General features: G+C 71.9%; 19 protein-coding genes. 8 read left to right on the forward strand and 11 right to left on the reverse strand.

Annotated elements, in window-relative coordinates; genetic code table 11:
* Positions 1 to 13: 13 nt before the first annotated feature.
* Positions 14 to 682, reverse strand: coding sequence for a TetR/AcrR family transcriptional regulator (locus ACZ6S4_RS28230; RefSeq protein ID WP_465477785.1), 669 nt, complete (start codon positions 680 to 682; stop codon positions 14 to 16).
* A gap of 92 nt (positions 683 to 774) precedes the next feature.
* Here ACZ6S4_RS28230 and ACZ6S4_RS28235 point away from each other — a divergent pair, with 92 nt between their 5' ends.
* Complete coding sequence (locus ACZ6S4_RS28235; protein ID WP_465477786.1) at positions 775 to 1749, forward strand: NAD(P)-dependent alcohol dehydrogenase; 975 nt, start codon at positions 775 to 777, stop codon at positions 1747 to 1749.
* Positions 1750 to 1762: 13 nt separating this feature from the next.
* Here the strand turns inward: ACZ6S4_RS28235 and ACZ6S4_RS28240 are convergent, their stop codons facing one another.
* The 3 genes from ACZ6S4_RS28240 to ACZ6S4_RS28250 are packed head-to-tail and all read right to left on the reverse strand — an operon-like array spanning position 1763 to position 3952.
* Positions 1763 to 2530, reverse strand: a complete 768-nt coding sequence (locus ACZ6S4_RS28240) for an SDR family oxidoreductase (protein WP_465477787.1) — start codon at positions 2528 to 2530, stop codon at positions 1763 to 1765.
* A 22-nt stretch (positions 2531 to 2552) separates the two neighbouring features.
* Positions 2553 to 3239, reverse strand: coding sequence for an ArsR/SmtB family transcription factor (locus ACZ6S4_RS28245; RefSeq protein ID WP_465477788.1), 687 nt, complete (start codon positions 3237 to 3239; stop codon positions 2553 to 2555).
* Positions 3236 to 3952, reverse strand: a complete 717-nt coding sequence (locus ACZ6S4_RS28250) for a DUF4386 domain-containing protein (RefSeq protein ID WP_465477789.1) — start codon at positions 3950 to 3952, stop codon at positions 3236 to 3238. The genes ACZ6S4_RS28245 and ACZ6S4_RS28250 overlap by 4 nt, the downstream gene beginning before the upstream one ends.
* A gap of 82 nt (positions 3953 to 4034) precedes the next feature.
* Here ACZ6S4_RS28250 and ACZ6S4_RS28255 point away from each other — a divergent pair, with 82 nt between their 5' ends.
* Positions 4035 to 4721: a TetR/AcrR family transcriptional regulator gene (locus tag ACZ6S4_RS28255; RefSeq protein WP_465477790.1), complete on the forward strand. Its 687-nt coding sequence runs from the start codon at positions 4035 to 4037 to the stop codon at positions 4719 to 4721.
* A gap of 5 nt (positions 4722 to 4726) precedes the next feature.
* Positions 4727 to 5125 carry a DnaJ family domain-containing protein gene (locus ACZ6S4_RS28260; RefSeq protein ID WP_465477791.1) on the forward strand — a complete coding sequence of 133 codons (399 nt, stop codon included), beginning with the start codon at positions 4727 to 4729 and terminating at the stop codon, positions 5123 to 5125.
* Positions 5126 to 5129: 4 nt separating this feature from the next.
* Here ACZ6S4_RS28260 and ACZ6S4_RS28265 read toward each other — a convergent pair whose 3' ends face one another.
* From ACZ6S4_RS28265 to ACZ6S4_RS28275, 3 genes are all read right to left on the reverse strand, one after another.
* Positions 5130 to 6569 carry a SagB/ThcOx family dehydrogenase gene (locus tag ACZ6S4_RS28265; RefSeq protein ID WP_465477792.1) on the reverse strand — a complete coding sequence of 480 codons (1440 nt, stop codon included), beginning with the start codon at positions 6567 to 6569 and terminating at the stop codon, positions 5130 to 5132.
* A gap of 16 nt (positions 6570 to 6585) precedes the next feature.
* On the reverse strand, positions 6586 to 8220 hold the full coding sequence (locus ACZ6S4_RS28270) for a DUF6114 domain-containing protein (RefSeq protein ID WP_465477793.1): 1635 nt from the start codon (positions 8218 to 8220) through the stop codon (positions 6586 to 6588).
* A gap of 83 nt (positions 8221 to 8303) precedes the next feature.
* Positions 8304 to 8939 (reverse strand): DUF6230 family protein, encoded by a 636-nt coding sequence (locus ACZ6S4_RS28275; protein ID WP_465477794.1) that lies wholly within the window; start codon positions 8937 to 8939, stop codon positions 8304 to 8306.
* Between the two features lie 443 nt (positions 8940 to 9382).
* Here ACZ6S4_RS28275 and ACZ6S4_RS28280 point away from each other — a divergent pair, with 443 nt between their 5' ends.
* The 4 genes from ACZ6S4_RS28280 (at position 9383) to ACZ6S4_RS28295 (ending at position 16221) form a co-directional block, all read left to right on the forward strand.
* A complete protein-coding gene (locus ACZ6S4_RS28280; RefSeq protein ID WP_465477795.1) occupies positions 9383 to 11011 on the forward strand; it encodes a sensor histidine kinase in 1629 nt (542 codons plus the stop codon).
* Between the two features lies 1 nt (position 11012).
* A complete protein-coding gene (locus ACZ6S4_RS28285; RefSeq protein ID WP_465477796.1) occupies positions 11013 to 12938 on the forward strand; it encodes an ATP-binding protein in 1926 nt (641 codons plus the stop codon).
* A gap of 134 nt (positions 12939 to 13072) precedes the next feature.
* Positions 13073 to 13684, forward strand: a complete 612-nt coding sequence (locus ACZ6S4_RS28290; protein ID WP_465477797.1) for a hypothetical protein — start codon at positions 13073 to 13075, stop codon at positions 13682 to 13684.
* Between the two features lie 107 nt (positions 13685 to 13791).
* Positions 13792 to 16221: a glycogen/starch/alpha-glucan phosphorylase gene (locus tag ACZ6S4_RS28295; protein WP_465477798.1), complete on the forward strand. Its 2430-nt coding sequence runs from the start codon at positions 13792 to 13794 to the stop codon at positions 16219 to 16221.
* 11 nt (positions 16222 to 16232) lie between these two features.
* Here ACZ6S4_RS28295 and ACZ6S4_RS28300 read toward each other — a convergent pair whose 3' ends face one another.
* The 4 genes from ACZ6S4_RS28300 to ACZ6S4_RS28315 form a co-directional block, all read right to left on the reverse strand.
* Positions 16233 to 17333 (reverse strand): DNA glycosylase AlkZ-like family protein, encoded by a 1101-nt coding sequence (locus ACZ6S4_RS28300; RefSeq protein ID WP_465477799.1) that lies wholly within the window; start codon positions 17331 to 17333, stop codon positions 16233 to 16235.
* 76 nt (positions 17334 to 17409) lie between these two features.
* On the reverse strand, positions 17410 to 18324 hold the full coding sequence (locus ACZ6S4_RS28305; RefSeq protein ID WP_465477800.1) for a carbohydrate ABC transporter permease: 915 nt from the start codon (positions 18322 to 18324) through the stop codon (positions 17410 to 17412).
* Complete coding sequence (locus ACZ6S4_RS28310) at positions 18321 to 19262, reverse strand: carbohydrate ABC transporter permease (protein ID WP_465477963.1); 942 nt, start codon at positions 19260 to 19262, stop codon at positions 18321 to 18323. Before ACZ6S4_RS28310 ends, ACZ6S4_RS28305 begins: the two co-directional genes overlap by 4 nt.
* A 115-nt stretch (positions 19263 to 19377) precedes the next feature.
* Positions 19378 to 20742 (reverse strand): ABC transporter substrate-binding protein, encoded by a 1365-nt coding sequence (locus tag ACZ6S4_RS28315; protein ID WP_465477801.1) that lies wholly within the window; start codon positions 20740 to 20742, stop codon positions 19378 to 19380.
* Between the two features lie 289 nt (positions 20743 to 21031).
* On the opposite strand from ACZ6S4_RS28315, the gene ACZ6S4_RS28320 reads away from it, so the two are divergent.
* Positions 21032 to 22870 (forward strand): diguanylate cyclase domain-containing protein, encoded by a 1839-nt coding sequence (locus tag ACZ6S4_RS28320; RefSeq protein WP_465477802.1) that lies wholly within the window; start codon positions 21032 to 21034, stop codon positions 22868 to 22870.
* Positions 22871 to 22874 lie beyond the last annotated feature (4 nt).

Raw genomic sequence — 22874 nt, forward strand, 5'->3', positions numbered from 1 at the left:
TTACAAGGTGACTTTACTGTGCCGACATCCAACCACGTCTATGCAGTCGCTCGATGCCCTCCAGCAGCAGGTCCAGGGCGAATTCGAACTCGAACTGGTCGTCGCAGCCCCCGCCGACGACCGAGTCCTCGGAGTGGGCGGCTGCCGTGGCGAGCTCGGCCACGTACGGGAACGCGCTCGCCAGCTGTGCCGCCATGGCCGCCGGGGGCGGCTCGGCAGCGGGCGCGGCGGTGAACAGCTCCTGGCTGAAGCCGATGATCCGGCTGCCCATCGCGTGCATGACGTGGTGGGTCAGGTCCAGGGAGAGCCCGCCCGACCGGAACAGACCGATCATCGAGTCCAGGTAGGCGAGCACGGCCGGGGTCGGTGTGCTGCGGGTCTCGATCACCTGCGCCGCCCAGGAGTGTCGTTGCAGGGCGCTGCGGGCCGAGAGGATCCGCTGCCGGACCGCGGCTTTCCAGTCCGTGTCGGCGACCGGCGGATCGATCTCGCCGACGACGACGTCGACCACGCCGTCGAGCAGTTCGTCCTTGTTGGCCACGTGCTTGTAGAGCGCCATCGGTACGACGCCCAGCGCGTGGGCGAGTCTGCGCATGCTGAGCGCCTCGATGCCGGCCTCGTCGGCGAGCGCGACGGCCGCCCGCAGCACCCGTTCCCGGCTCAAGGGCGTGCGTTTCTCCATGGGTGGCGACCTCCGGGGCTTGACAAGTGTACGGCGTACACCCTACCGTCCGCCATGTGGTGTACGCCGTACACCTGAACTGAGGAGGCCCGATGAAGGCGATCGTCCACGACCGGTACGGCCCACCCGACGTGCTGCGGTTCCAGGAGGTCGACAAGCCGGTGCCGACCGGGAACGAGGTGCTGGTCCGGGTCCGCGCCGCCGCCGTCAACGCTCGCGACTGGCACTTGATGCGCGGCGATCCGTACCTCGCCCGGGCGGCGTTCGGCCTGCGCGGCCCCAAGGTGCGGATCCGCGGCACGGACTTCGCGGGAGTGGTGGAGGCCGTGGGCGGCGAGGTGACCCGGTTCCGCGCCGGCGACGAGGTGTACGGCGAGGTCGAGGCGGCGTTCGCCGAGTACGTGAGCGTCCCGGACGACCTGGTGGAACGGAAGCCGGCCAACCTCAGCTTCGAGCAGGCCGCGGCGATCCCCCTGGCCGGCAACACCGCCCTGATGGGCCTGCGCGACGTGGCCCGCGTGCAGCCGGGCCAGCGGGTGCTCATCAACGGCGCCTCCGGCGGCGTCGGCACCTTCGCTGTGCAGCTCGCCAAGGCCTTCGGCGCGGACGTGACCGCCGTCTGCAGCACCCGCAACGCCGACCTGGTCCGGTCGCTCGGCGCGGACCACGTCGTCGACTACACCCGGGAGGACTTCACCCGGGCCGGACAGCGCTACGACGTCGTGTTCGACCTGGTCGGCAACCGTTCCCTGGCCGACCTGCGCCGCGCCCTCACGCCCACCGGCACGCTCGTGCTGTCCGGCGGCGGCGTGTCCGAGGGCGGCAGCCTGGTCGGGCCGATCGGCCTCGTGGTCAAGGGCCGGCTGCTGGCCCGCTTCGTCCGCCACCGGGTGACCACACTGGACGCGGTGCCCAGCGGAGCGAACCTCGCCACCCTGCGGGATCTCGCCGAGGCCGGCACGCTCACCCCGGTCATCGACCGCTCCCACCCGCTGAGCGAGACGGCCGAGGCCATCCGGTACGTCGAGGAGGAGCACGCCCGCGCGAAGGTCGTCCTCATCATGTGAGGGCCCCGGCGGGTCAGCTCTGCTGCTGCATGGACCACATCTGCCAGACCGTCGTACGCACCGAGCGGGGCTGCTCCAGCACGACCCGGACGGCGTGGGCCACGTCCTGCGGGCGCAGGTACTCGTCCAGCTCCGGGGAGCCCTCCGTGCGGCCCGCGCCGATGGCGAACTCCGTGGCGGTGCCGGCCGGGCAGATCAGCGTCACCCGGGTGCCCTCCGCGCGCAGCTCCCGGTCCAGCGAACCGGCCAGGCCCACCTGGGCGTGTTTGGTGCCCGCGTAGACGGCCTCGTCGGCGCCGCCGCGGAAGCCCGCCACCGAGCTGACGATCACCACGTCACCGCCGTCGCCCTGCTCCCGGAATCGGCGCACGGCCGACCGTACGCTCCACACCGTGCCCAGGTAGTTGGTCTCCACCATCTCGGTGAGCTGGTCGTCGCCCAGGTCGAGGATGCCGCCGTACGCGCCGATCCCGGCGTTGGCCACCATCGTGTCCAGCCGGCCCCAGCGCTCGACCGCGGCCGCCACCAGCGCGTCGTTGTGCGCCGGGTCACGGACGTCGCCGACGACCGGCACCACGTTGTCCTTGCCCAGCTCCTCGACGAGCTGCTCCAGCCGTTCCTCCCGGCGGGCACTCACCGCGACCCGGGCGCCGGCGCCGACCAGTGCGTGGGCCGTGGCGGCGCCGATGCCGGCGCTCGCACCGGTGACGGCGACAACCGTGTCGGCGAGGGAACGGGTGGGGGAGTACGGCATGGCTTCCTCCGAGCGGGTCACGGGCACGACCCCTCACGCTACGCCGGGTTCACGCACTCCACGCGGCGTCGGTGCCGAACAGCTCGGTGAGCGCGGGCCTACCGGCCGGTGTCACCCGCACCGCGCGCCCGGTGCCGACCCGGGCGATCCAGCCTTGTCCCAGCAGGTACGCGCAGACCGCTGCCCCGGCGGTCCCGGCGACGTGCTCGCGCCGCTCGGTCCAGTCCAGGCATCCCCGGACCAGCGGGCGCCGCGAGGCCCGGACCGCCGGCAGCCCGTCCAGCCACCGCAGCCCGGCCGGGGTGAGGGCGAACCCGGCGGCGCGCGTGAGCAGGCCGGTCCGTTCCAGAGCGTCGGTGACCGCCACCCCGAGGGCGCCGGCCAGGTGGTCGTAGCAGGTGCGGCCCCGGGACAGGGCGGCCGAGGCGGTGGCCGCGCGCAGGGTCCGGGCCGGTGCGGGTGCCGGTGGCAGGTGGGCGGCGAGGTCCTCGATGAGGTGGGCCACCTGCGGGCCGGCCAGGCGCACGTACCGGTGGCGGCCCTGTCGTTGCTCGCTGAGCAGGCCCGCCGCGACCAGTTTGTGCAGATGCCCGGTCGCGGTGGCCGGGGCCACCCCGGCATGGGTGGCGAGCTCGCCGGCGGTCCACGCCCGCCCGTCCAGCAGCGCCAGGCAGAACGCGGCGCGGGTGTCGTCGGCCAGCAGGGCGGCGAAGCGGGCCAGCGCGGGAGCGGTCATGCCGCCATTGTGCGGCGCTCATGCTTCGGCGCGAACCAAAGTGTCACGCCCAGGGCCGCCACCCACAGGCCCCACGCGGTGCTGCCGACGAGGCCGGCCGCGTCCCACACCGGGAAGCCGGGCACCGCGGTGGCCAGCACGTCACCCTGGTTCAGCAGGTACAGCACCGAGGCGCCGAGCCCGGCCCACCCGGTCCAGGCCGGCAGCAACCGGCTACGCAGCAGCACCACGCTGACCGTGACCGACCAGGCGATCACCAGCACCTGCCCGAGATGCTCACCCAGCAGCGCGCCGCCGAACTGGTGCTGCGCGGTCCAGGCCGCCTCGGTCGCGGCCCGCACGACCGGATCGCCGGCGGCCCAGGTGTGCGCCAGCGGCGGCACGACGAAGACCCAGCGCAGGAAGCCCACCAGCGACAGCAGCACGGACGCGGCGCCCACGGTGGTCGCGGCCCGCAGCACCGGGTCGTCGCGGCGGCCCAGCGCCGCGGGGAGCAGCAACAGGGGTACGCCGAGCAGCGCGTACGTCCAGGCCGTGGCGAACCATGTCCAGACCAGGGCCGTCCCGCCCGAGTCGGCGGCGGCGAGCACGACGGCGGCGGGCTCCCGCAGGATGTCGGGCCAGTCGAAGGTCGACGACAGTGCGGTGGTGGCGGCGGCGAAGGCGAGCGGGGCGCCCACCAGCAGCAGCCCGGTCACGCGGCGGAGATCCATGGAAACTCATCCCTGTACGGTGTGCAGTATTAGCGGACGGCCTAATGCTGTACGGTGTGCAGAGACAAGTCAAGGGGGTGTGGTGACGGATACCGGCCGGCGCAGACCGGGCCCGCGACGGGCGCTCACCGAGGACACGATCCTGGAGGCGGCCCTGGCCCTGCTCGACATCGGTGGCACCGAGGCGGCCTCGATCCGGCGCATCGCGGCAGCCGTCGGCGTGGCCCCGAACGCCGTCTACACGTACTTCCCGGACAAGAGCGCGGTCGTCGCCGCGCTGGTGGAACGGCTGCTCGGGGAGGTCGACCACAGTGTGCTCACCGATCAGCGCCGGCCCTGGCCCGACCGGATCGAGGCGCTCGCCCTCGACCTGCGGGCCCGGCTGCTCGCCCACCCCGGCGCCGTGCCGCTGCTGCTCAGCGGCCCGATGGACGGCCCGCACGCGCTGACGTTGGGCGAACGGCTGCTCGACGCCCTCGCCGACGGTGGCCTCGACCCGGCCGCCGCCGCCCGCGCCTCGTACGCGATCATCACCTACGTCCTCGGCGCGATCGCCCTGGAGGTGGCCGACGTGCCGCAGCCCGGCCCGCTGGCCCCGGAGCAGGAACGGATCGCCGCCCGCCGGGCCGCCTTCGCCGGGGTCCCGGCCGAGGCGTTCCCCCGCACCGCGGCCGCCGCCGACGTCATGGCCGGCTACGTCAGCACCGGGCAGTACGTGTGGGGCCTGCGCCGCCTGCTCGCCGGTCTCAGCGCCGCCGACCTAGACTGAGGCTCATGGCGAGCTGGTACGAGTCGCACATCGACCGCAAGATCCGCGAGGCCCAGGAGCAGGGCCAGTTCGACAACCTCCCGGGCGCCGGCAAGCCGCTCAGCGACCACGGCCGGGAGTACGACGAGGACTGGTGGGTCAAGGACTGGCTGCGCCGCGAGGGTGCGACCGCCGGGGCGCTGCCGCCCACGCTGGCGCTGCGCCGCGAGGCCCAGGATCTGCGCGACAACATCGACCGGCGCACCTCGGAGGCCGACGTCCGGGCCTACGTCGCGGGGCTCAACGAGCAGCTGCGCAAGGCGCGGGCCGGCCTGCTCGACGGTCCACCGGTGCTGCTGCCGCCGATCGACGCCGACAAGGCGGTCCAGGGCTGGCGCGAGCGCCGCGCCCGCAAGGCCTCCTGAGCCCTCAGGGGCGGCCCAGGCGGGGCATGACCATGCGGACCGCCACCGGTGCACCGGGTGCGCCGCCGGCCCGCGAGGCGTACTGCGGGACACCGACACAGGTGAAGATAAGGGTGGCCAGGTCGGTGGTCTCGCCGAGCAGGGCCGGGACCTCCGAGTCGAGGAAGGTCATGCCGCTGGCGCCGGCTCCGAGCGCGTACGCCGCCAGGTGCAACCGCCCCTCGACCAGCCCGGCCTCCAGCTGCGCCTCCCGGTAGCCCCGATCATCCAGACCGGACAGGGCGGTGGCGGCGATCGCCACGTACGCCGCGTCGCCGGCCAGCCCCTGGTCCAGGGCGATGCGCACCAGTTCGTCGCGCAGGTCCCCGGCGGGCAGTGGCTCGCTCAGGTCCGGCCAGCGGTAGAGGCCCGGCGCTACGTCGTCGACGCCGTGCACGGCCACCCAGTGCGGCACCCGTACCCCGCGCAGCGCCGCCGCCATCGGCCATTCCAGCGCCGTCCGGGGCAGAGTGCCGGAGCGGTCCATCCGGCGCTGGGAGCCGCGCCGGCGGATCACCTCGTCGAGCGACTCCGACGGTGACGGCTCGGGCAGCTCGGCCCCGCGCGGCCAGGGCTCGCCGAGCTCGTCGCGGTCCCCGGCGCGCTGGGCCGCCGTGCACAACGGCAGCTCGACCCGGGGCAGCTCGCCCGGCACCGCCGGTCCGCCCGGCCCGATGGCCGGCTCGCCGTCGCCGAAGGTGACCAGGGCCAGCGGATACTCATGGACGCCGTCCGCGCCGACCAGGGCGCTGACCGTGGTGTCCGGGAACAGCGAGCGCAGCCGGGGCGCCAGACCGGCGCTGTCGGCGGCGGCGGACAGCTGGGCGAGCACGGTGCCGGCGTCCCAGTAGAGGTGGCGCCACCCGCGTTCGGCGTAGCGCCAGCCGGTGCGCCACGGGACGCCCGTGATGATCAGTGTGGTGGCGGTGCCGGTGGCGGCCGGGCCGACCGTGACGAGGGCGTGCTGCTGCGGGTCGTACCAGTGCACGCCGTCCGGGATGCCCGCGACGCCGCGCGTGCTCGCATAGAGCTCCAGCGGGAAGCGGGCGCCGGCCGAGCCGGCGGCGCGGAACAGGATCCGGCGCCCGGCCCGTTCGGCCGTGCGGACGACGCCGGCGCCGAGGAAGAGCACCCGGCCCAGCTGGGCGGCATCCAGCGGCAGGGCCGGAACCGGTACGCCGGCCAGCACGGCTGTCGCACTCACTCCCGGATCGTCGAGCTCACGCGGCAGGGCGATGCGGGGCGAGGTGCCCGGAAAGGCCTTGACCGGCGGCGGCAGCGTCGCCGGGTCGTTGGGCACGAGATCATGGCGTACGCGGGGATCGTCGGCGGGCAGGTCCCACTCGCGTCCCGGCTCGTAGGAGGTCAGCCGGTGCAGCAGCCCGGCCCCGCTGTCGAGGTTCACGGGGCCATCCTGCCGGTTACGACTTCTCGCTCACCTTGAGGGGCTCGCCCGTCAGGGTGTCGCACCGCACGAAGGCCAGGTTGATCTGCACGTCGGTGAACCACAGGACCGGCAGCGTCAGCGGCGGTGGCGACTCCGGGGTGAACGTCACCGGGATGACGCCGAACAGCTTGCCCTTGAACGACGGGGTGTAGAAGCGCACGTTGCCGTCGGTGGTGAGCTTGTTGCTCTCGATCAGCGTGGTGCGGCCGCCGACCTCCGGGATGGTCAGCTTGAACGGCTCGTTCACCGCCTTGGACATGCTGAACTTCAGCGCGGCCAGCTTGCCCTTGGCCGTGTCCAGCTGCACCACCCCGTCGTAGGTGGAGTTGTACATGGTCAGCGAGGCGGTCTCCAGGGTGCTGCCCTTGGTGGACACCATCGGGACGTCGTCCGGGCCGGCCACCTTGAAGACGCGCGGCCCCAGGCACGGGATGTCGCTGGAGCTCGGCGTCGGCGACGCCGAGCTGGGCGAGGTGCTCGGGGTCCCGGACCCGTCGGGCTTGCCGGACGGGCCCGGGACGGGCGAGGACGGCTCGCCCGACGGGGTCGCGGTGCCGGTCGGATCCGGGGTGGCCGGCGGTTCGGTGGTCGTGCTCGGCTCCGGCTCGGGTTCGGCCTGCTCGTTGTCGCCGATACCGAGCAGGTCCCCGACGCCGTCCACGAGCCCGTTCCAGCCGTCGACGATCGGGTTGCCGGTCCCGTCGCCGTCACCCTCCTCGCCGGCCTCGGCATCACCCGAGGCCGACGGGCCGGCCGAGGCGGAGGTCTTGGCCGTCGGCGTCTTCTTCGCGGCCGTACGGCTCGGCGAGGGCTTGGCCGACGACTGGCGGGCCGCTTCCTTCTTGGCCGCGGCGGCCGGGCGCGACGGCAGGCCCTCGGGGCATTCGGGCTCGGCACGGGCCGGGGTGTTGCTGCCCGCGACCAGCAGGGCGGCGGTCATCGCCAGCGGGACCAGGGTGATGACGAAGGTCTTTCGGTGCACGCCGTTGGACGGCCGGGGCGGTTCGGCCTGCGGGGGCTCGTCGCCGGGGTGGCCAGGCTCGGCGGGGAACTGCTGGGTGGGCTCCGCCGGGCGCAGGGGAGCGGGCGCGCTCCGGTGGTCGTCCGGGCCGCCGATGAACCCCGGCACGATCATGGTGGCCGCGGGGTCGTGCGCATGCCGGTCCTGCTGCGGCGCCGGGTCCTCGTCGGTGTCGGGCGCCGCCGGGTCCTCGTCGGCCGCGGCCGGGGCGGGTGCCTGCGGCTTGGACCGGGTGGGCGCCCAGGCGAGCACGAGCGCGCCGCCGACGATGCCGAGCAGCATGCCGAGCCCGAAGCCACCGAGGTTCAGCCCGACCAGCGAATAGACCGCGGTGAGCAGGCCGAGCACGCCGTAGAACAGGCGCTGTCCCGGGGTGACCCAGCTCAGCACACCGGCCAGCACGAGCAGCAGCGGGAGCAGGTAGGACAGGAAACCCTCCGGGCCCATGTGGACCTCGAGATCGCCGAGGGTCAGGTTGGCGCTGAGGAACAGCTCCAGCCCGGCGATCAGGAGCAGCAGGCCGCCCCAGAAAGGCCTGCTTCGCCGCCAGCGGCGGAAACCGCCGTCCGACGCGTTGGTTGTTGCCACGTACTCCTCCAGAAAATCGTGCTGGGCCCCCCGGCATGGTGGAGGCCCGCGGCCGGTGATCTCCGCGGGCCTCGGGTACTACCTCAGAAGCACTCCGGTGGGTTGCCGTCCTTACCCGGGAAGTTGATCTTCAGGTTGAGCCCGGTCAGCGTGAACGTGCCGGCCGTGGTGGAGACCGCGGTCTGCTTCAGGTCGGTGATCACGACGCGGGAGGCCTCCTGGCCGAACGAGCCCAGCGGGCCGCTCGCCTTCGGGCCGCCCTGACCGAGGGTGGACGCGTCCTGGCCGATGTTGATGTCGGTGAACTCCGCGTTGCCGTTGAGCTCCGTCATGCCGATCAGCAGGTTGGTCGCCTTCGCCGGGGCGTTGGCGTCGCGGCCGGCCCGGATCGTCAGGCTGATCGGCGAGCCCGGGGCCCGTACCGACTGGCACAGGTTGTAGAGCTTCGCCGAGGCGATGCCGGACATGGCGACCGGGACATCGCGGTCGCCCTTCGTCGCGGTGTCGAGCTGCTCGCCGTACTGCGCGAAGCCGACGCCGTCGAGCTTGTCGGCCGAGATCTTGAACGGCTGGCCGGAGATGGCGAACGAGGCGGCGAACGCCCCGTTGGCCAGGCCGAAGACCAAGGCACCGGCGGCCGCGGTGGGGACCGCCACCGCTACGGCGAAACGGCGCCAGTTGGTGCGACCGTAGGCCGGATCGCCTTGCGCATCCTTCACGGATCCTCCTTGTGGGAACTACAACGGCTGCGACCGCACCGCCATGCGGCTCGCATCGCGGGCGACTCCAGGTCAACCGTTGGTATGCAGGCCCGTCGATGCGGCCGTCTTAACGTGCGGGAAATGTTGCCTCCAGCCGCGGATGAGGACAAGTGCCCTGGCTACCGGTCAGTAACAGGACTGCCCCGAGATTGATCACTGTGGGTCACGGCAACCGTGGTGCGCCTCCGTGAGATGCGTCGCTAATGGACACATCGGTCGACCGACCGGCCTGTGATCGTCACCACACGTACGCGGGAGGCCCAAGTTACGGATCGGTAACAACTTTCAGGAAGCTCTCAGGTCTGTGCACTCAGCGTGCGTGCACCACCGGTTCAAGTCGCGGCAATACCTGCCGAACTAGGTCACGAGGGCTGATGCCGCCGTGCGGAGAGGAACGGGCGTTGAGTCGAGACGAGCAGCAGCGCCTGGCCGCGTTGCACGAGTATCGCGTGCTCGACGCGCCCGCCGACGACGAGCTGGAGGCGGTCGTCCGGGTCGCCGCGATGGTCGCCGGGGTGCCCACCGCGACCCTGAACCTGATCGACGAGCACCGCCAGTGTCAGCTCACCACCGCGGGTTTCACCGGCGGTGACTCCGCCCGGTCCGACTCGATGTGCGCCCTGCGGTTCCAGGCCGGGCAGTTCGTGCACATCCGGGACGCCCGCACCGACCCCACCTACCGCGACAACCCGTGGGTCACCGGGGTGCTGGCCGACGTGCGCTTCTACGCCTCGGCGCCGCTGGTCACGCCGCAGGGACACGCGCTGGGCACCCTGTGTGTCTTCGACTCGGTGCCCCGGGAGCTGACCGGCGAGCAGATCGAGCGCCTGGAGGACCTGGCCGGGGTGATCCTCGCGCTGTTCGAGCGGCGCCGGCAGGCTCGCGTCATGGCCGAGCTGGCCGCCGAGGCCGAGGCCCGCCAGCGGTTCACCGACACCGTGCTGGACACCATCGACGTGGCGGTGGTCGCCGCCGACCGCTCCGGGCACCTCACCGTCTTCAACCGGGCCGCGCGTGACTGGCACGGCCTCGACGCCGACCCCTCGGTCGAGCCCGCCGACTTCGCCGAGCACTACCGGCTGTTCCGCGCCGACGGCGTCACTCCACTGCCCAGCGAGGAGATCCCCCTGCTGCAGGTCCTGCCCGGCGGCGCGGTCAGCGACGCCGAGCTCGTCATCCGCCCCGACGACCGGCCGGCGCGGCACGTCGTCGTGGGCGGCCGCGCCCTCACCGCCGCCGACGGCATCCCGCTCGGGGCGGTCGTGGCGATGGCCGACGTCACCGCCGACCGGGCCCGGCAGCAGGCCCTGCGGGACGCCCACGCCGAGCTGCTGCGCTCCAACACCGAACTCGAGCAGTTCGCCGCGGTGGTGAGCCACGACCTCGCGGCGCCGCTGGCGGTCGTCAACGGCTATCTGGAACTGCTCGGCGACCACTACGCCACGGAGATCGACGCCCAGGGCCAGAAGTGGATCGGGGCCACCGTGCGGGCGGTCGGCCGGATGCAGGCGCTCATCGAGTCGCTGCTGAGGTACGCCCGGGCCGGCAGCGGCCCCTGCCGGCGCGAGGACGCCGAGCTCGGTGAGCTGGTCGACCAGGCCCTGACGGATCTACGGGAGAACATCCGCCGCAGCGGTGCCACCGTCCGGGTCACGCCCCCGCGGATCACCCTGCCCGGTGACCCCACCCTGGTGCGCCAGCTGTTGCAGAACCTCATCGGCAACGCGGTCAAGTACCGCGACCCGGCCCGGGACTGCCAGGTCGAGGTGTGCGCCCGGCGGCAGGAGGACGAGTACGTCGTCACGGTCCGCGACAACGGCATCGGTATCCCCGCCGACCAGCGCCGCCGGGTCTTCGAGATGTTCGCGCGCGCCGAGGCGGGCGGCCCGGCCGGGCACGGTGTCGGGCTCTCCACCTGCGAGCGGATCGTCACCCGCCACGGCGGCCGGATCTGGGCCGACGCCGCACCCGGCGGCGGCACCGCGATCTCCTTCACCCTGCCGGTCTCCCGTACCCCCGCGGGGGGCTGAGGTGGCCTCGGTACGGGCCCGCGTCGACGCGGGAGTCATCGCGGTCCTGGTGCTGTTCATCGGCGTCGTGGTGACCCAGTTCGTGGTCAGCGACAACCTGCAGAGCCGGCACGAACGGCGGGTGGCCCGGGTCGAGGCCGCCCGCGACGCCAACACCGCGGTGCTGCAACACATGACGGACGCCGAGACCGGCGTACGGGGCTTCCAGCTCACCGGCGACAAGAGCTTTCTGCAGCCGTACGACCAGGGGCGCATCGGCGCGTTCACCTCCTTCGACGAGGTCGCCGCCCGGACCACCGACCCGACCGTGCTGCGGCTGCTCACCGCCGAGCGGGCCGCCGCGTCGCGCTGGCTGTACGCGTTCGCGTATCCGGTCGTCAACGCCGGGGTGGCCGATCCCGGCTACTCGCAGACCGGCCGGGGCAAGGAGCTGTTCGACGACATCCGTACCGCCAATGCGGCCGTGGGGGAGGCGCTGCAGGCCGACATGCGCCGGGTCAACGCGGCCGACCGGCGCGCCGCGCGGCTGGCCCAGATGCTGTTCGCGCTGCTCGCCATCGGCTTCCTGGGCGTCACCCTGGCCCTCGCCGGAGTCGCGCGCCGGCTGCTGCTGGCCCCGCTGGAGCACATCCGGATGACGCTGCAGCGGCTGGCCGCCGGGGAGCTGTCGGCCCGGGCGGTGCCGGCCGGACCGGGGGAGATGCGCGCTGTCATCGGTACGCTGAACCGGCTCGCGGCCGAGACGCAGCGGCTGCTGGCCGAGGACGATGCCCGGGTCGCCCGTACCGAATTGCGCCAGGCGGTGGCGGTCGCCCTGCGGGAGACCTGTGATCCCGCCGCGACCGCCTGCCGGGTCGCCGAGCTCGTCGGCCGCGCGCTGGGCGCCGACGCGGTCCACAGCCGGATCCCGGTCGGCGGCACCGACGAGGTCGACGTGCGCTGGCCCGACAACGCGCCGCCGATGCCGGACTGGGCCGTGCGGGAGGTCCTGGCCGGAGAGGCCGGCACCGTGCGGCTCGTGCCGGACGTCGCGGGCGGCGTGGCCGTGGCCATCGGCGGCGACGCCGACTGCCCGCCCGGCTTCATCCACGTCGTGCGCGCCGACCAGCCGGACTGGACCGCCGACGAGCGGCGCCTGCTCGCCGCCGTGGCCCGCGAGGTCGACCACACCGTGCGCCAGCAGCGCCTGCAACGCCGCCAGGCCCGGCTGATCACCGAGCTGCGGGTGCTCGACGAACGCAAGGACGCCTTCGTCGCCACCGTGACCCACGAGCTGCGTACCCCGCTGACCAGCATCCTCGGCTACACGGAGATGCTGGCCGACGGTGACGGCGGAGACCTGTCCCCGTTGCAGCAGCGCGGTGTCACCGCGATCCTGCGCAACGCCCACCGGCTGCAGGAGACGGTCGCCGACCTGCTGCTGCTGGACCGGGCCAACAACACTGTCGGCGCGACCACGGCCCGGGTGGATCTGGCCGAGGTGATGGCGGCGCTGCGGACCGAGTTCGAGCCCCTGGCCCGCGGCCGCGACCTCACCCTGACCGGCGAGGCGGAACAGGTCTTCGTCGACGGAGACGCCCGGCAGCTCGAGCGGGCGATGCGCAACCTGCTGGACAACGCGGTGAAGTTCACCGGGCCCGGCGGGGCGGTCGCCTACCGGCTGCGGGCGGTGGGTGGCGCGGCGGTGCTGACCGTGACCGACACCGGGATCGGCATCCCCGAGGGCGACGTGGCCGGCCTGTTCACCCCGTTCCACCGGGCGGCCAACGCGATGGACCAGGCCGTGCAGGGCTCCGGGCTGGGCCTGGCCATCGTGCGCAACATCGTCGCCGAGCACGGTGGCTCGGTCACCGCCGCGTCCCGGCTGGGCCAGGGCAGCACCTTCACCGTCACGCTGCCGGCCGCCGAGGCGCCGCACCCGGCCTGAGCCGTCATCGGGGCCGGCTGAACGCCGCGGCAACGCCCGCCGTGCACGGCAACCCGCCCGCAACCGGACCGGGCACCCGTTCGCACCCCGGCGGGCCGACGCTGATCTCACCCCCGAAACAAGGAGATCTTCCGATGCGTCTGCGTCGTACTGCTGTTGCCGCTCTGCTGGCCGCCGGGATCGTCGTTCCCGCCGTCGGTACGGCCGCCACCGCCTTCGCCCAGCCGGCCGGTAAGCCGGTCTCCGCGCAGAAGGCGACCCCGAAGCCCAGCAAGACCAAGAAGCCCGTCCGGATCCGGTTCGAAGCGTCCGGCAAGGTCACCGCCGTCGACGCCGCTGCGGGCACCGTGACGCTGCTGGCCACCGGCGGCACCAAGGACGTCCGCAAGAAGACCGTGATCGTCACCGTGCCGGGCAGCCTGCGCGTGGTCGTCAACGGGAAGCGCACCACGCTCACGACGGTGGCGGTGGGCGCCAGGATCACCGTCAACGGCACCCGGGCCGGCACCGCCTACACCGCCACGAAGGTCTCGGTGACGCAGAAGAAGAGCTCGGTGGTCAAGCCGAAGCCGACGCCCACCCCGACGCCCACCCCGACGCCCACGCCGCAGCCGACGCCCCCGGCCGACGACATTCCGGCCGACGACACCCCCACGGCGGAGCCCACGCCGACCACCAGCCCGGAGCCGGACGAGGACCCCACTGAGGACCCCGAGGACGAAATCTCCGACGACTTGTCCGCGTAACGCCACGAAACGCCCCGTTCCGCACCCCGGAGCGGGGCGTTTCCGCTGAGCGTCGATACTCCCCGTGAGACCGTCGAGGGACGGATCACCGTCGGGAGGGACCAGCCGTGACCTACGTGACGTCGCCGCATTCCGGCGACACGCCCGGCGACTTCGGGCGCGACCTGCTCAGCAACCTGTACTACCAGCGCGGCACGACCCTGGAGTCGGCCAGCGCGCAGGACGCCTACCACTCGCTCGCCCTGACCGTGCGGAACCGGCTGGTCGACCGCTACATCCGCACGGCGGCCGCGCACTACCGGGCCAATCCCCGGTTCATCTACTACCTGTCGGCCGAGTACATGCTCGGCAAGCAGCTCGACCAGAATCTGCTCTACTCGGGCACCGAGGACAGCGCCCGCCGCGCGCTGGAGGGTCTGGGGCTGTCGGGCTCGGACCTGGACGCCCTGGACGTCGAGCCCGGCCTGGGCAACGGCGGCCTGGGCCGGCTCGCCGCCTGCCTGCTGGACGCCATGGCGACCCAGGACATCCCCGCGGTCGGGTACGGCATCCGCTACGACTTCGGCATCTTCAAGCAGGCCTTCCACGACGGCGGCCAGGTCGAGCGGCCCGACGACTGGACCTTCTACGGCAACCCGTGGGAGTTCCACGCCTCCGACGACCAGCAGACGGTCGGCTTCTACGGCCACGTCGAGCCCCTGGAGGGACTGCGCAAGAGCTGGGTGCCGGGCGAGGTCGTGCTGGGCGAGCCCAGCCACATGCTGGTGCCCGGGTACGGGACGAGCACGGTCAACATCATCCGGTTGTGGCGCGCCCGGGCCGCCCGGGAGTCCTTCGACCTGTCCCGCTTCGGCGCCGGCCAGTACGGCGAGGCGGTCGAGGAGATCGTCCGCTCGGAGAACATCAGCAAGGTCCTCTACCCGGACGACAGCACCGAGCTCGGCCGCGAGCTGCGCCTCAAGCAGCAGCACTTCCTGGTCACCTGCGCGCTGCGGGACATCGTGCGGCGGTTCCGGCTGCGCAACAACGACTGGGACGACTTCGCCGGCAAGGTGGTCATCCAGCTCAACGACACCCACCCGGTGATGGCCATCGCCGAGCTCATGCGGATGCTGGTCGACGAGGAGGGCCTGGAGTGGGACCGGGCCTGGTCGATCACCCGGCGGGTGTTCGCGTACACGTGTCACACCCTGCTGCCCGAGGCGCTGGAGACCTGGCCGGTGGCGCTGGTGCAGCGGCTGCTGCCCCGGCACATGGAGATCATCTTCCTGATCAACCATCTGTTCCTGCAGGAGGTGGCCGCCCGCTACCCGGGTGACGACGCCAAGCTGCGGGAACTGTCGATCATCCAGGAGGGCGGCGAGCAGCGGGTCCGGATGGCGCACCTGGCCGTGGTGGGCAGCTCGGCGGTCAACGGCGTCGCCGAGCTGCACTCGCGCCTGCTGGCCGCCACGACCCTGCGTGGATTCGCCGAGCTGTGGCCGGGACGCTTCCACAATGTCACCAACGGCATCTCGCCGCGCCGGTTCGTCCGGCTGGCCAACCCGCGGCTGTCCGACCTGATCAGCGGGCGGATCGGCGGCCCGGAGTGGCTGACCGACCTGGACCGGCTGGTCGAGCTGGAGCCGGCCGCCGACGATCCCGGCTTCCGCGAGCAGTGGCGCGAGGTCAAGCGGCGCAACCGCGAGGATCTGGCCCGGCACGCGCTGGCGGCGACCGGCGTGGCGATCGACCCGGACGCGCTCTGCGACGTGATGATCAAGCGGTTCCACGAGTACAAGCGACAGTTGCTGCGGGTGCTGCACGTGGTCGCGCAGTACCACCGGATCCGCCGGGACCAGGTCCAGGACGTGGTGCCCCGTACGATCGTGTTCGGCGGCAAGGCGGCGCCGGGCTACTACGCGGCCAAGCGGATCATGCGCCTGGCCAACACGGTGGCCGACCTGGTCAACGAGGACCCGGTCGTCTCGCCGTACCTGAAAATGATCTTCCTGCCGGACTACAACGTCTCCCGGGCCCAGCTGATCATCCCGGCCGCGGACCTGTCCGAGCAGATCTCGCTGGCCGGCAAGGAGGCCTCCGGCACCAGCAACATGAAGCTGGCCCTCAACGGCGCGCTGACCATCGGCACCCTGGACGGCGCCAACGTGGAGATCCGCGACCGGGTCGGCGCGGACAACTTCTTCCTGTTCGGACTGGACACCACCGAGGTGGACGCGGTCCGGGCCCGGGGTTACGAACCGCGCGCCTACTACGACCGGGACGCGGAACTGCGGGAGGTGCTCGACACGGTGGCCCAGTACGACAAGGAGATCGTGGACGACCTGCTGAACCGCGACGAATATCTGACGCTGGCCGACTACCGCGCCTACGTGGACTGCCAGGACCGGGTGGCCCGGGCGTGGCGCGACCGGGAGGGCTGGACCCGCACGTCCATCCTGAACACGGCTCGCAGCGGCTTCTTCTCCTCGGACCGCACGGTACGCGACTACTGCCGCGACATCTGGCACGTGACCCCGCTGCACATCGACGGCTGAGCCCCGACAGCTCACGCCGGCAGCACGAGGTCCAGACCGAGCCAGCCGGCCAGGTCTGAGATCTCGTGCTGCACGGCGGCCGTCGTCGCCGGGGTGAAGGGGACGTCCTGGTGGATCGCGTGCACCCGGAACACTCCGACCCGGCGGTCCGCGGCGGCGTCCAGCTTGCCCACCAGCCGGTCGCCGTCCAGGATCGGCATCGCCCAGTAGCCCCAGCGGCGTTCGGCGGCCGGTTTGAACATCTCCAGCTGGTAGTGGTACTCGAACAGCTCGGCCAGGCGCCGGCGGTCGTAGACCAGGCGGTCGAGCGGCGACAGCAGCGCGACCCGGCCGGTGAAGCTCTGATCCAGGTGCTGGGGGTCGACCCGCCAGTGGCCCTTCACGCCCTCGACGATCGCCGGCTCGCCGGCGGCGCCCACGTCGTCGGGCTCGCCCGGGCTTTTCGGCGCTTTCGCCCGGGCGATGCCCAGCGCGCTGAGCCGGCGTGCGTCGCGGCGGCGCAGCGCCTCCTCGTAGGGCACCACGTCGTCCGGGTAGACGCGCTCGGCCAGATCCCACAGGCGGTCCGGGCCACGCCGGCCGGCCGCCGCCACCTCGCCGCGCTGGACCAGGAAGCCGAGCAGCTTCGTGACGTTGCGGTTGTCCGTCCAGCCCGAGGAACGCCACGGGATCTCGCAGGTGTCCGGCAGCTCGCGGGTGGTCAGCGGGCCGTCGGCACGCAGCCGGTGCAGGATGTCGAGCCGGCAGCCGTTGTTGGCGTCGACCCACTCGCGCAGGTCCTCCTGCCACTCGCGCAGTGGTGGCCGCCCGGGCCACTCGGCCATCTCGGCCCGGTACAGCGCGATGTCCTCCGGCGGGCGGACCATGCCGTGCAGCTCCAGCAGGGCCTGCTCGTCGAGGGCGTCGCGCAGCTGCCCGGGCCGGTACGCCGAGCCGAGCCGGCTCCACAGCACCAGGTCGGCGCTGGGCGCGACGGCGGTGGCCGGGTCGTTCTGCAGCAGCGTCAGGCGCCGCACGACGTCGAACAGATCGGTCGGTGAGCGCGCGTCCAGCAGCTGGGCGCGCACGGCGATGCCGCGCGCATCGGCCCGCGACAGTTTGTGCACGGTCATCGCCCGACTCTAGGTGCGGGGTACGACAAAGGGCCCGGAACCGCCGCAGCGGTCCCGGGCCCCTTGGTGCCGAGGATCAGCCCTTGACACTGCCCGCGAGCAGGCCGCGGACGAAGTACCGCTGGAGCAGCAGGAAGATCGTCACCGGCACCAGGATCGACACGAAGGCGCCCGCCGACAGCAGGTGCCAGGCCGTGCCGCGGGTGCCGCTGAGGTTGGCCAGCGCCACGGTGATCGGGGCGACCGCGTCGCCGCCGCCCGCGAAGGTGAGGGCGACCAGCAGGTCGTTCCACACCCAGAGGAACTGGAAGATGCCGAACGCGGCCAGGGCCGGTCGCAGCAGCGGCAGCAGCACCCGGAAGAAGATCGACACGTGTCCCGCGCCGTCCACCCGGGCCGCTTCCAGCAGGGTGGCCGGTATCTCCCGCATGAAGTTGTGCAGCAGGTAGATCGCCAGCGGCAGGCCGAAGATGGCGTGCGAGATCCAGATCGTCCAGAAGGTGTTCGCCAGGCCCGCGTCCACGTACAGGGTGAGCAGCGGGATCAGCGTCACCTGCAGGGGCACGATCTGCAGCGCGAAGATCGCCAGGAACAGGATGTTGCGCCCGGGGAACTTGATCCAGGCGAACGCGTACGCGGCCAGGCAGGCGAGACTCATCGGGATGATCACCGAGGGGATGGTGATCACCAGTGAGTTCACGAAGAACGAGCCGAGCCCGGCGCCGCTCTCCGCGTCGAGCACGGCCTTGTAGTTGTCCATGGTGAACTTCGGGTCGGAGAAGAAGGTCCACCACCCGGTCGTCTTGATCGCCCGCTCGGGGCGGAACGACGACACCAGCAATCCGAACGTCGGCAGCGTCCAGAGCACCGCGATGATGAGCGCCGCGAGCGAGGCCCACGGCGAGGTGAGCTTCTTCTTCGCGACCGCCGCCGCGTTCGGCTTGTCCGGGGTCAGCGGTGGCGTCGTGGTGACCGGCGTGACGGTGGTCATAGCGCCTCCGAACTGCGGATCTGCCGGATGTTGTAGGCGACGATCGGGATGACCAGCAGGAACAGCAGCACCGCCAGGGCCGAGCCGAGGCCCTGGTTGTCGCTGCGGAAGCTCTGGCTGTAGAACTCGTTGGCGATGACGCTGGTGTTGAACTGGCCGCCGGTCATCGTGCGCACGATGTCGAAAACCTTCAGCGTGCCGATGCCGATGGTGGTCAGCACGACCACCACCGCCGGGCGGATGGCCGGCAGGGTCACGAAGCGGAACATGCCCCACGGGCCGACGCCGTCGAGGCGGGCGGCCTCGATGATGTCGTCCGGGATGGCCTTGATGGCCGCGGACAGCACGGTCATCGCGAAGCCGGCCTGGATCCAGATCATGACCACGATCAGCAGGAACGTGTTCAGCGGCGAGTCCACCAGCCACTGCTGCGGGCTGCCGCCGAGCCAGACCAGGACCTGGTTGAGCAGCCCGATCTGCTTGACGTTGCCCTGATCGGGGCGGAACTCGTAGACGAACTTCCAGATGATCGACGCGCCCACGAACGAGATGGCCATGGGCAGGAAGATCAGCGCCTTGGCGAAGGACTCCATCTTCGCCTTGTCGACCAGGATGGCGTAGAGCAGGCCGATCGCGGTGGCCACGAACGGCGTGACCACGACCCAGAAGACGGTGTTGCGCAGCACGGTCAGCTGGTCGTTGTCGGTGAAGATCGTCTTGTAGTTGTCCAGGCCGATGAAGGCGCTGCCGGCCGCGTTGAAGAACGACTGGTAGATGGTGCGGACACCCGGGTAGACGAGCCCGACGAGCAGCATGATCAGCGTCGGGGCGAGATAGGAATAGGCGACGATTTTGTCACCGCGGCGGCCGCCGAAGCGCCCCGCGATGAACAGGATGATGCCCACGACCGCGGCGAAGAGAAGGATCGCAGCGAACATCTGCGTGAACTTCTCGGCGGTGGTGTCGGCGGTGTCGAACACGCGACCCGTACCTCCTCTGGAGAGCGGCGGGGCCGGTCGCCTTTCGGCGACCGGCCCCGGGTGAAGATTCAGATCACTTGGGCCAGGCCTTCTCGATGTTGTCCACCGTCACCTTGGTGTCCTGTCCGGTGATCCAGCTCGTCGTCTGCTTCCAGTAGGCGTTGGAGCCCACGGCGGCCGGCATCTGGTCCGAGCCGTCGAAGCGGAACTGCGTGTTCGGGTCGAGCAGGATCGTCGCGGCCAGCTTGTCGATCGGGTTGCTCAGGTTGTTCGGGTCGAGCTTCTTGTTGGCGCTGACCCAGCCCTGGGAGGCCTTGGCCTTGATGTTCGCCCAGGTGTCGGTCGACAGGTACGTCTGGAAGGCCTTGACCTCCGGACGGTCCGCGAACGCCACGTTGAACTCACCGCCGCCGAGGACCGGCTTCTCCGTGGCGGTCTTGCCCGGCAGGTAGAACGCGAAGACGTCGCCGTCCTCGGCCACCTTGGTCTCCTTGGGGAAGTTCGCCGCGTAGAAGCTCGCCTGGCGGTGCAGCGAGCAGGTGCCGTCCAGGATCGGCAGACCGGCGTCCTGGAAGGTGGTCGTGGCGATGCTCTTGACGTCGCCCAGGCCGCCGTTGACGTACGCCGGGTTCTTCAGGTACGCGCCGACCGCGTCCAGCGCCGCCGTGGACTCGGGACCGTTGAACGGGATCTCGTGCTTGACCCACTTGTCGAAGGTCTCCGGGCCGCTGAGGCGCAGCATCATGTCCTCGTGCCAGTCGGTGAGCGGCCAGCCGGTCGCCTCACCGCTGCTGATGCCCGCGCACCACGGCTTCTTCTTGTCCGCGACCATCTTGTCGGTCAGCGTCTTGAGCTCGTCGAGCGTCGTCGGCACCGTGTAGCCGGCGTCCTTGAACTCGCTCGGCGAGTACCAGACCAGCGACTTGACGCTGGCCCCGGAAGGCGCGCCGTAGAACTTGCCGTTGACGGTCGCGTACTCCTTCCAGTTCTTGTCCCAGAACTTGTCCACGTTCGCCGCGGCCTCGGCCGGCGCCTCGACGGCCTTGCCGGTGGCCACGAGCTGCTGGAGCAGGCCGGGCTGCGGCACGATCGCGACGTCCGGCGGGTTGCCCGCCTTGGCGCGCACCAGGATCTGGGTCTCGAAGGACTTGTCGCCCTCGTACTTGATCGTCACACCGGTGCACTGCTCGAAAGGCTTGTACGAGTCCTTGTACGCCTTGTCCTCGGGCGTCACGATGCTCGCGAAGACCGAGACCGTCTTGCCCTTGAGGTCTCCGAACGAGCTGAACTGCGCGCAGTCGATCGTCTGCGCGGCCGTGTTGGAATCGTCGTCCGAGTCGTCACTGCCGCCGCAAGCGGCCAGGCCGAACACCAGGCCGATGCCCAGCGTGCCGGCGAGCGCGCTCCTGAAGCGCGGGCTATTGGATTGACCGAACATACCTCTCCCTATCTCACATCACGCCGGGGCGTGACATCACCGTCACCGTCTCCGGTTCCCCCGGTTGCCAGTCAAGAGGTGGAAACGGTGTTTCGCAATGTTTCCGCTTGATCAACCGAGTAACGATTCGGCACCGGGCCAGCGGAGACCTTAAACGGTTAAGAAACCTAACCGTAAACGAGCGCACCGGTGTCACCCCGGACGTGCACCCGCACCGCTACCGCGTACCGGTGTAGTAAGTGGGCGCGGCGTGGCCGTGCCGAGCCCGAACGCCCGCAGGAGGATCGCGATGCCACCCGAGCGGTCCGGCTCGTCGCCCCGTACGGTCGCGACCGACCCGGTGGTGCTCGCCCTGGCCGGGGTGTCCGTGGCGGCGATCGGCTGGCTGCTCTGGGGACCCGGCGGCATCGCGTCGCACGTGCTGCTGCGCGCGTGGCTGGGCCCGGCGCTCAATCTGGTCCTGCTGGCCGGCGCGGTACGGCTGGCCCGCCGGTCCGGGCGCGACGCCGCCGACCGCCGGTTCTGGCGAGCGATGACCGCCATGGGCGCCCTGCTGCTGACCGGTCACCTCGGCCGGCTCGCCGGCGCGCTGCGGAGCCCCGACGCCGGTGCGGTGCCGACCGGCCAGTTCCAGAGCGTCTGCGTGCTGGCGGGCGTCACCGTGCTGGTGGTCGCCGCGCTCACCCACCCGCGCCCGCCGGCGCCCAGCCGGGTCCGGCTGCGCTACCTGCTCGACACCACCGCGGTCGGAACCGCCGCCGTCGTGGCCATCTGGTTCATGGCCGACCGCTCGGCCGCCCTGGGCGTCGGCTCGGCCGCGTCCATGGCCGCGGTCGCCATCGCCCTGGTGACCACCTTCGCCGTCATCCGGCTCGTCATGGGCGGGCACAGCCCGATCAGCTCGGCCACGGCCGCTCCGCTCGTCGCCGCCGCGGTGGTCCAGTGCGTCAACGGCGGCGTGCTGCCGGGCAGCGCCGGGTGGCGCGTGCAGCTGGCCCTGCAGATCACCGCCGTGGCCCTGGTCAGCGTGGCCCCGAGGGTGCAGGAACTCGCCGACCGGGCGGCCGCAGGCCGGCCGGCGCGGCGCCGCCGGACCTACAGCGTGCTGCCGTACGCCATGCTCGGCCTCGTCTTCGCCGTCCTGCCCGCCGTCCTGCCGTCCGGGCTGGGCGCCACCGCCCATGTCGCGCTCGGCGGCCTGCTGGTGATCACCGCCGTCGTGGTGGCCCGGCAGCTGCTCACCTTCGCCGAGAACGAGTCGCTGGTCCGGCGCTCCGACGCCGGCCTGGAGACGCTGCGCCGGCAGGAGGAGCGGGTCCGGCTGCTGCTGGAGTACTCGACCGACATCACCTCGCTGATCGACCACACCGGCGCGATGGTCTACCTGACCCCGGCCACCCGGATGCTCGGCTACGAACCGGGCGAGATGCTCGGCGTCCGGGTGATCACGCTGATCCACCCCGACGACCTGCCCGCGCTGCTGGGCGACCTGCAGCAGCTGATGGCCACGCCCGGCGCGACCTTCACGTACCAGGCGCGCTACCGGCACAAGGAGGGCTCCTGGCGCTGGCTGGAGGTCACCAGCCGCAACCTCACCCACGAGCCCAGCGTGGCCGCTGTGGTGAGCAACGCCCGCGACGTCACCGACGCCCGCGAACTGCAGGACCGGCTGCGGCACGAGGCCACCCACGACGCGCTCACCGGGCTGGCCAACCGGGTGCTCTTCGGCCGCCGGCTGGCCGCGGCGGTCGGCGGCGGGGTCGCGCTGCTGCACATCGACCTGGACGGGTTCAAACCCATCAACGACACGTACGGCCACCACGCCGGGGATGCCGTGCTGGTGCGGGTGGCCGAGTGCCTGCGCGCGGCTCTGCCGGACACGGCGGTCGCGGCCCGCCTGGGCGGCGACGAGTTCGCGGTGCTGCTGCCCGGGGCCGACACGGACACCGCCGGCCCGGTCGCCGAGCGGTTCCGGGCCGCGCTGGCCGAGCCCGTCGAGGTGGACGGGCACCGCCTGACCATCGGCGCCAGCGTCGGCGTGGTGGCCGGCACCGGGGTCGACCCGGAGGCCCTGCTGCGCCGGGCCGACGAGGCCATGTACCGCATCAAGCACGCCACCCGGCGCTGACCGG

Source organism: Actinoplanes sp. NPDC051405 (assembly GCF_055586185.1).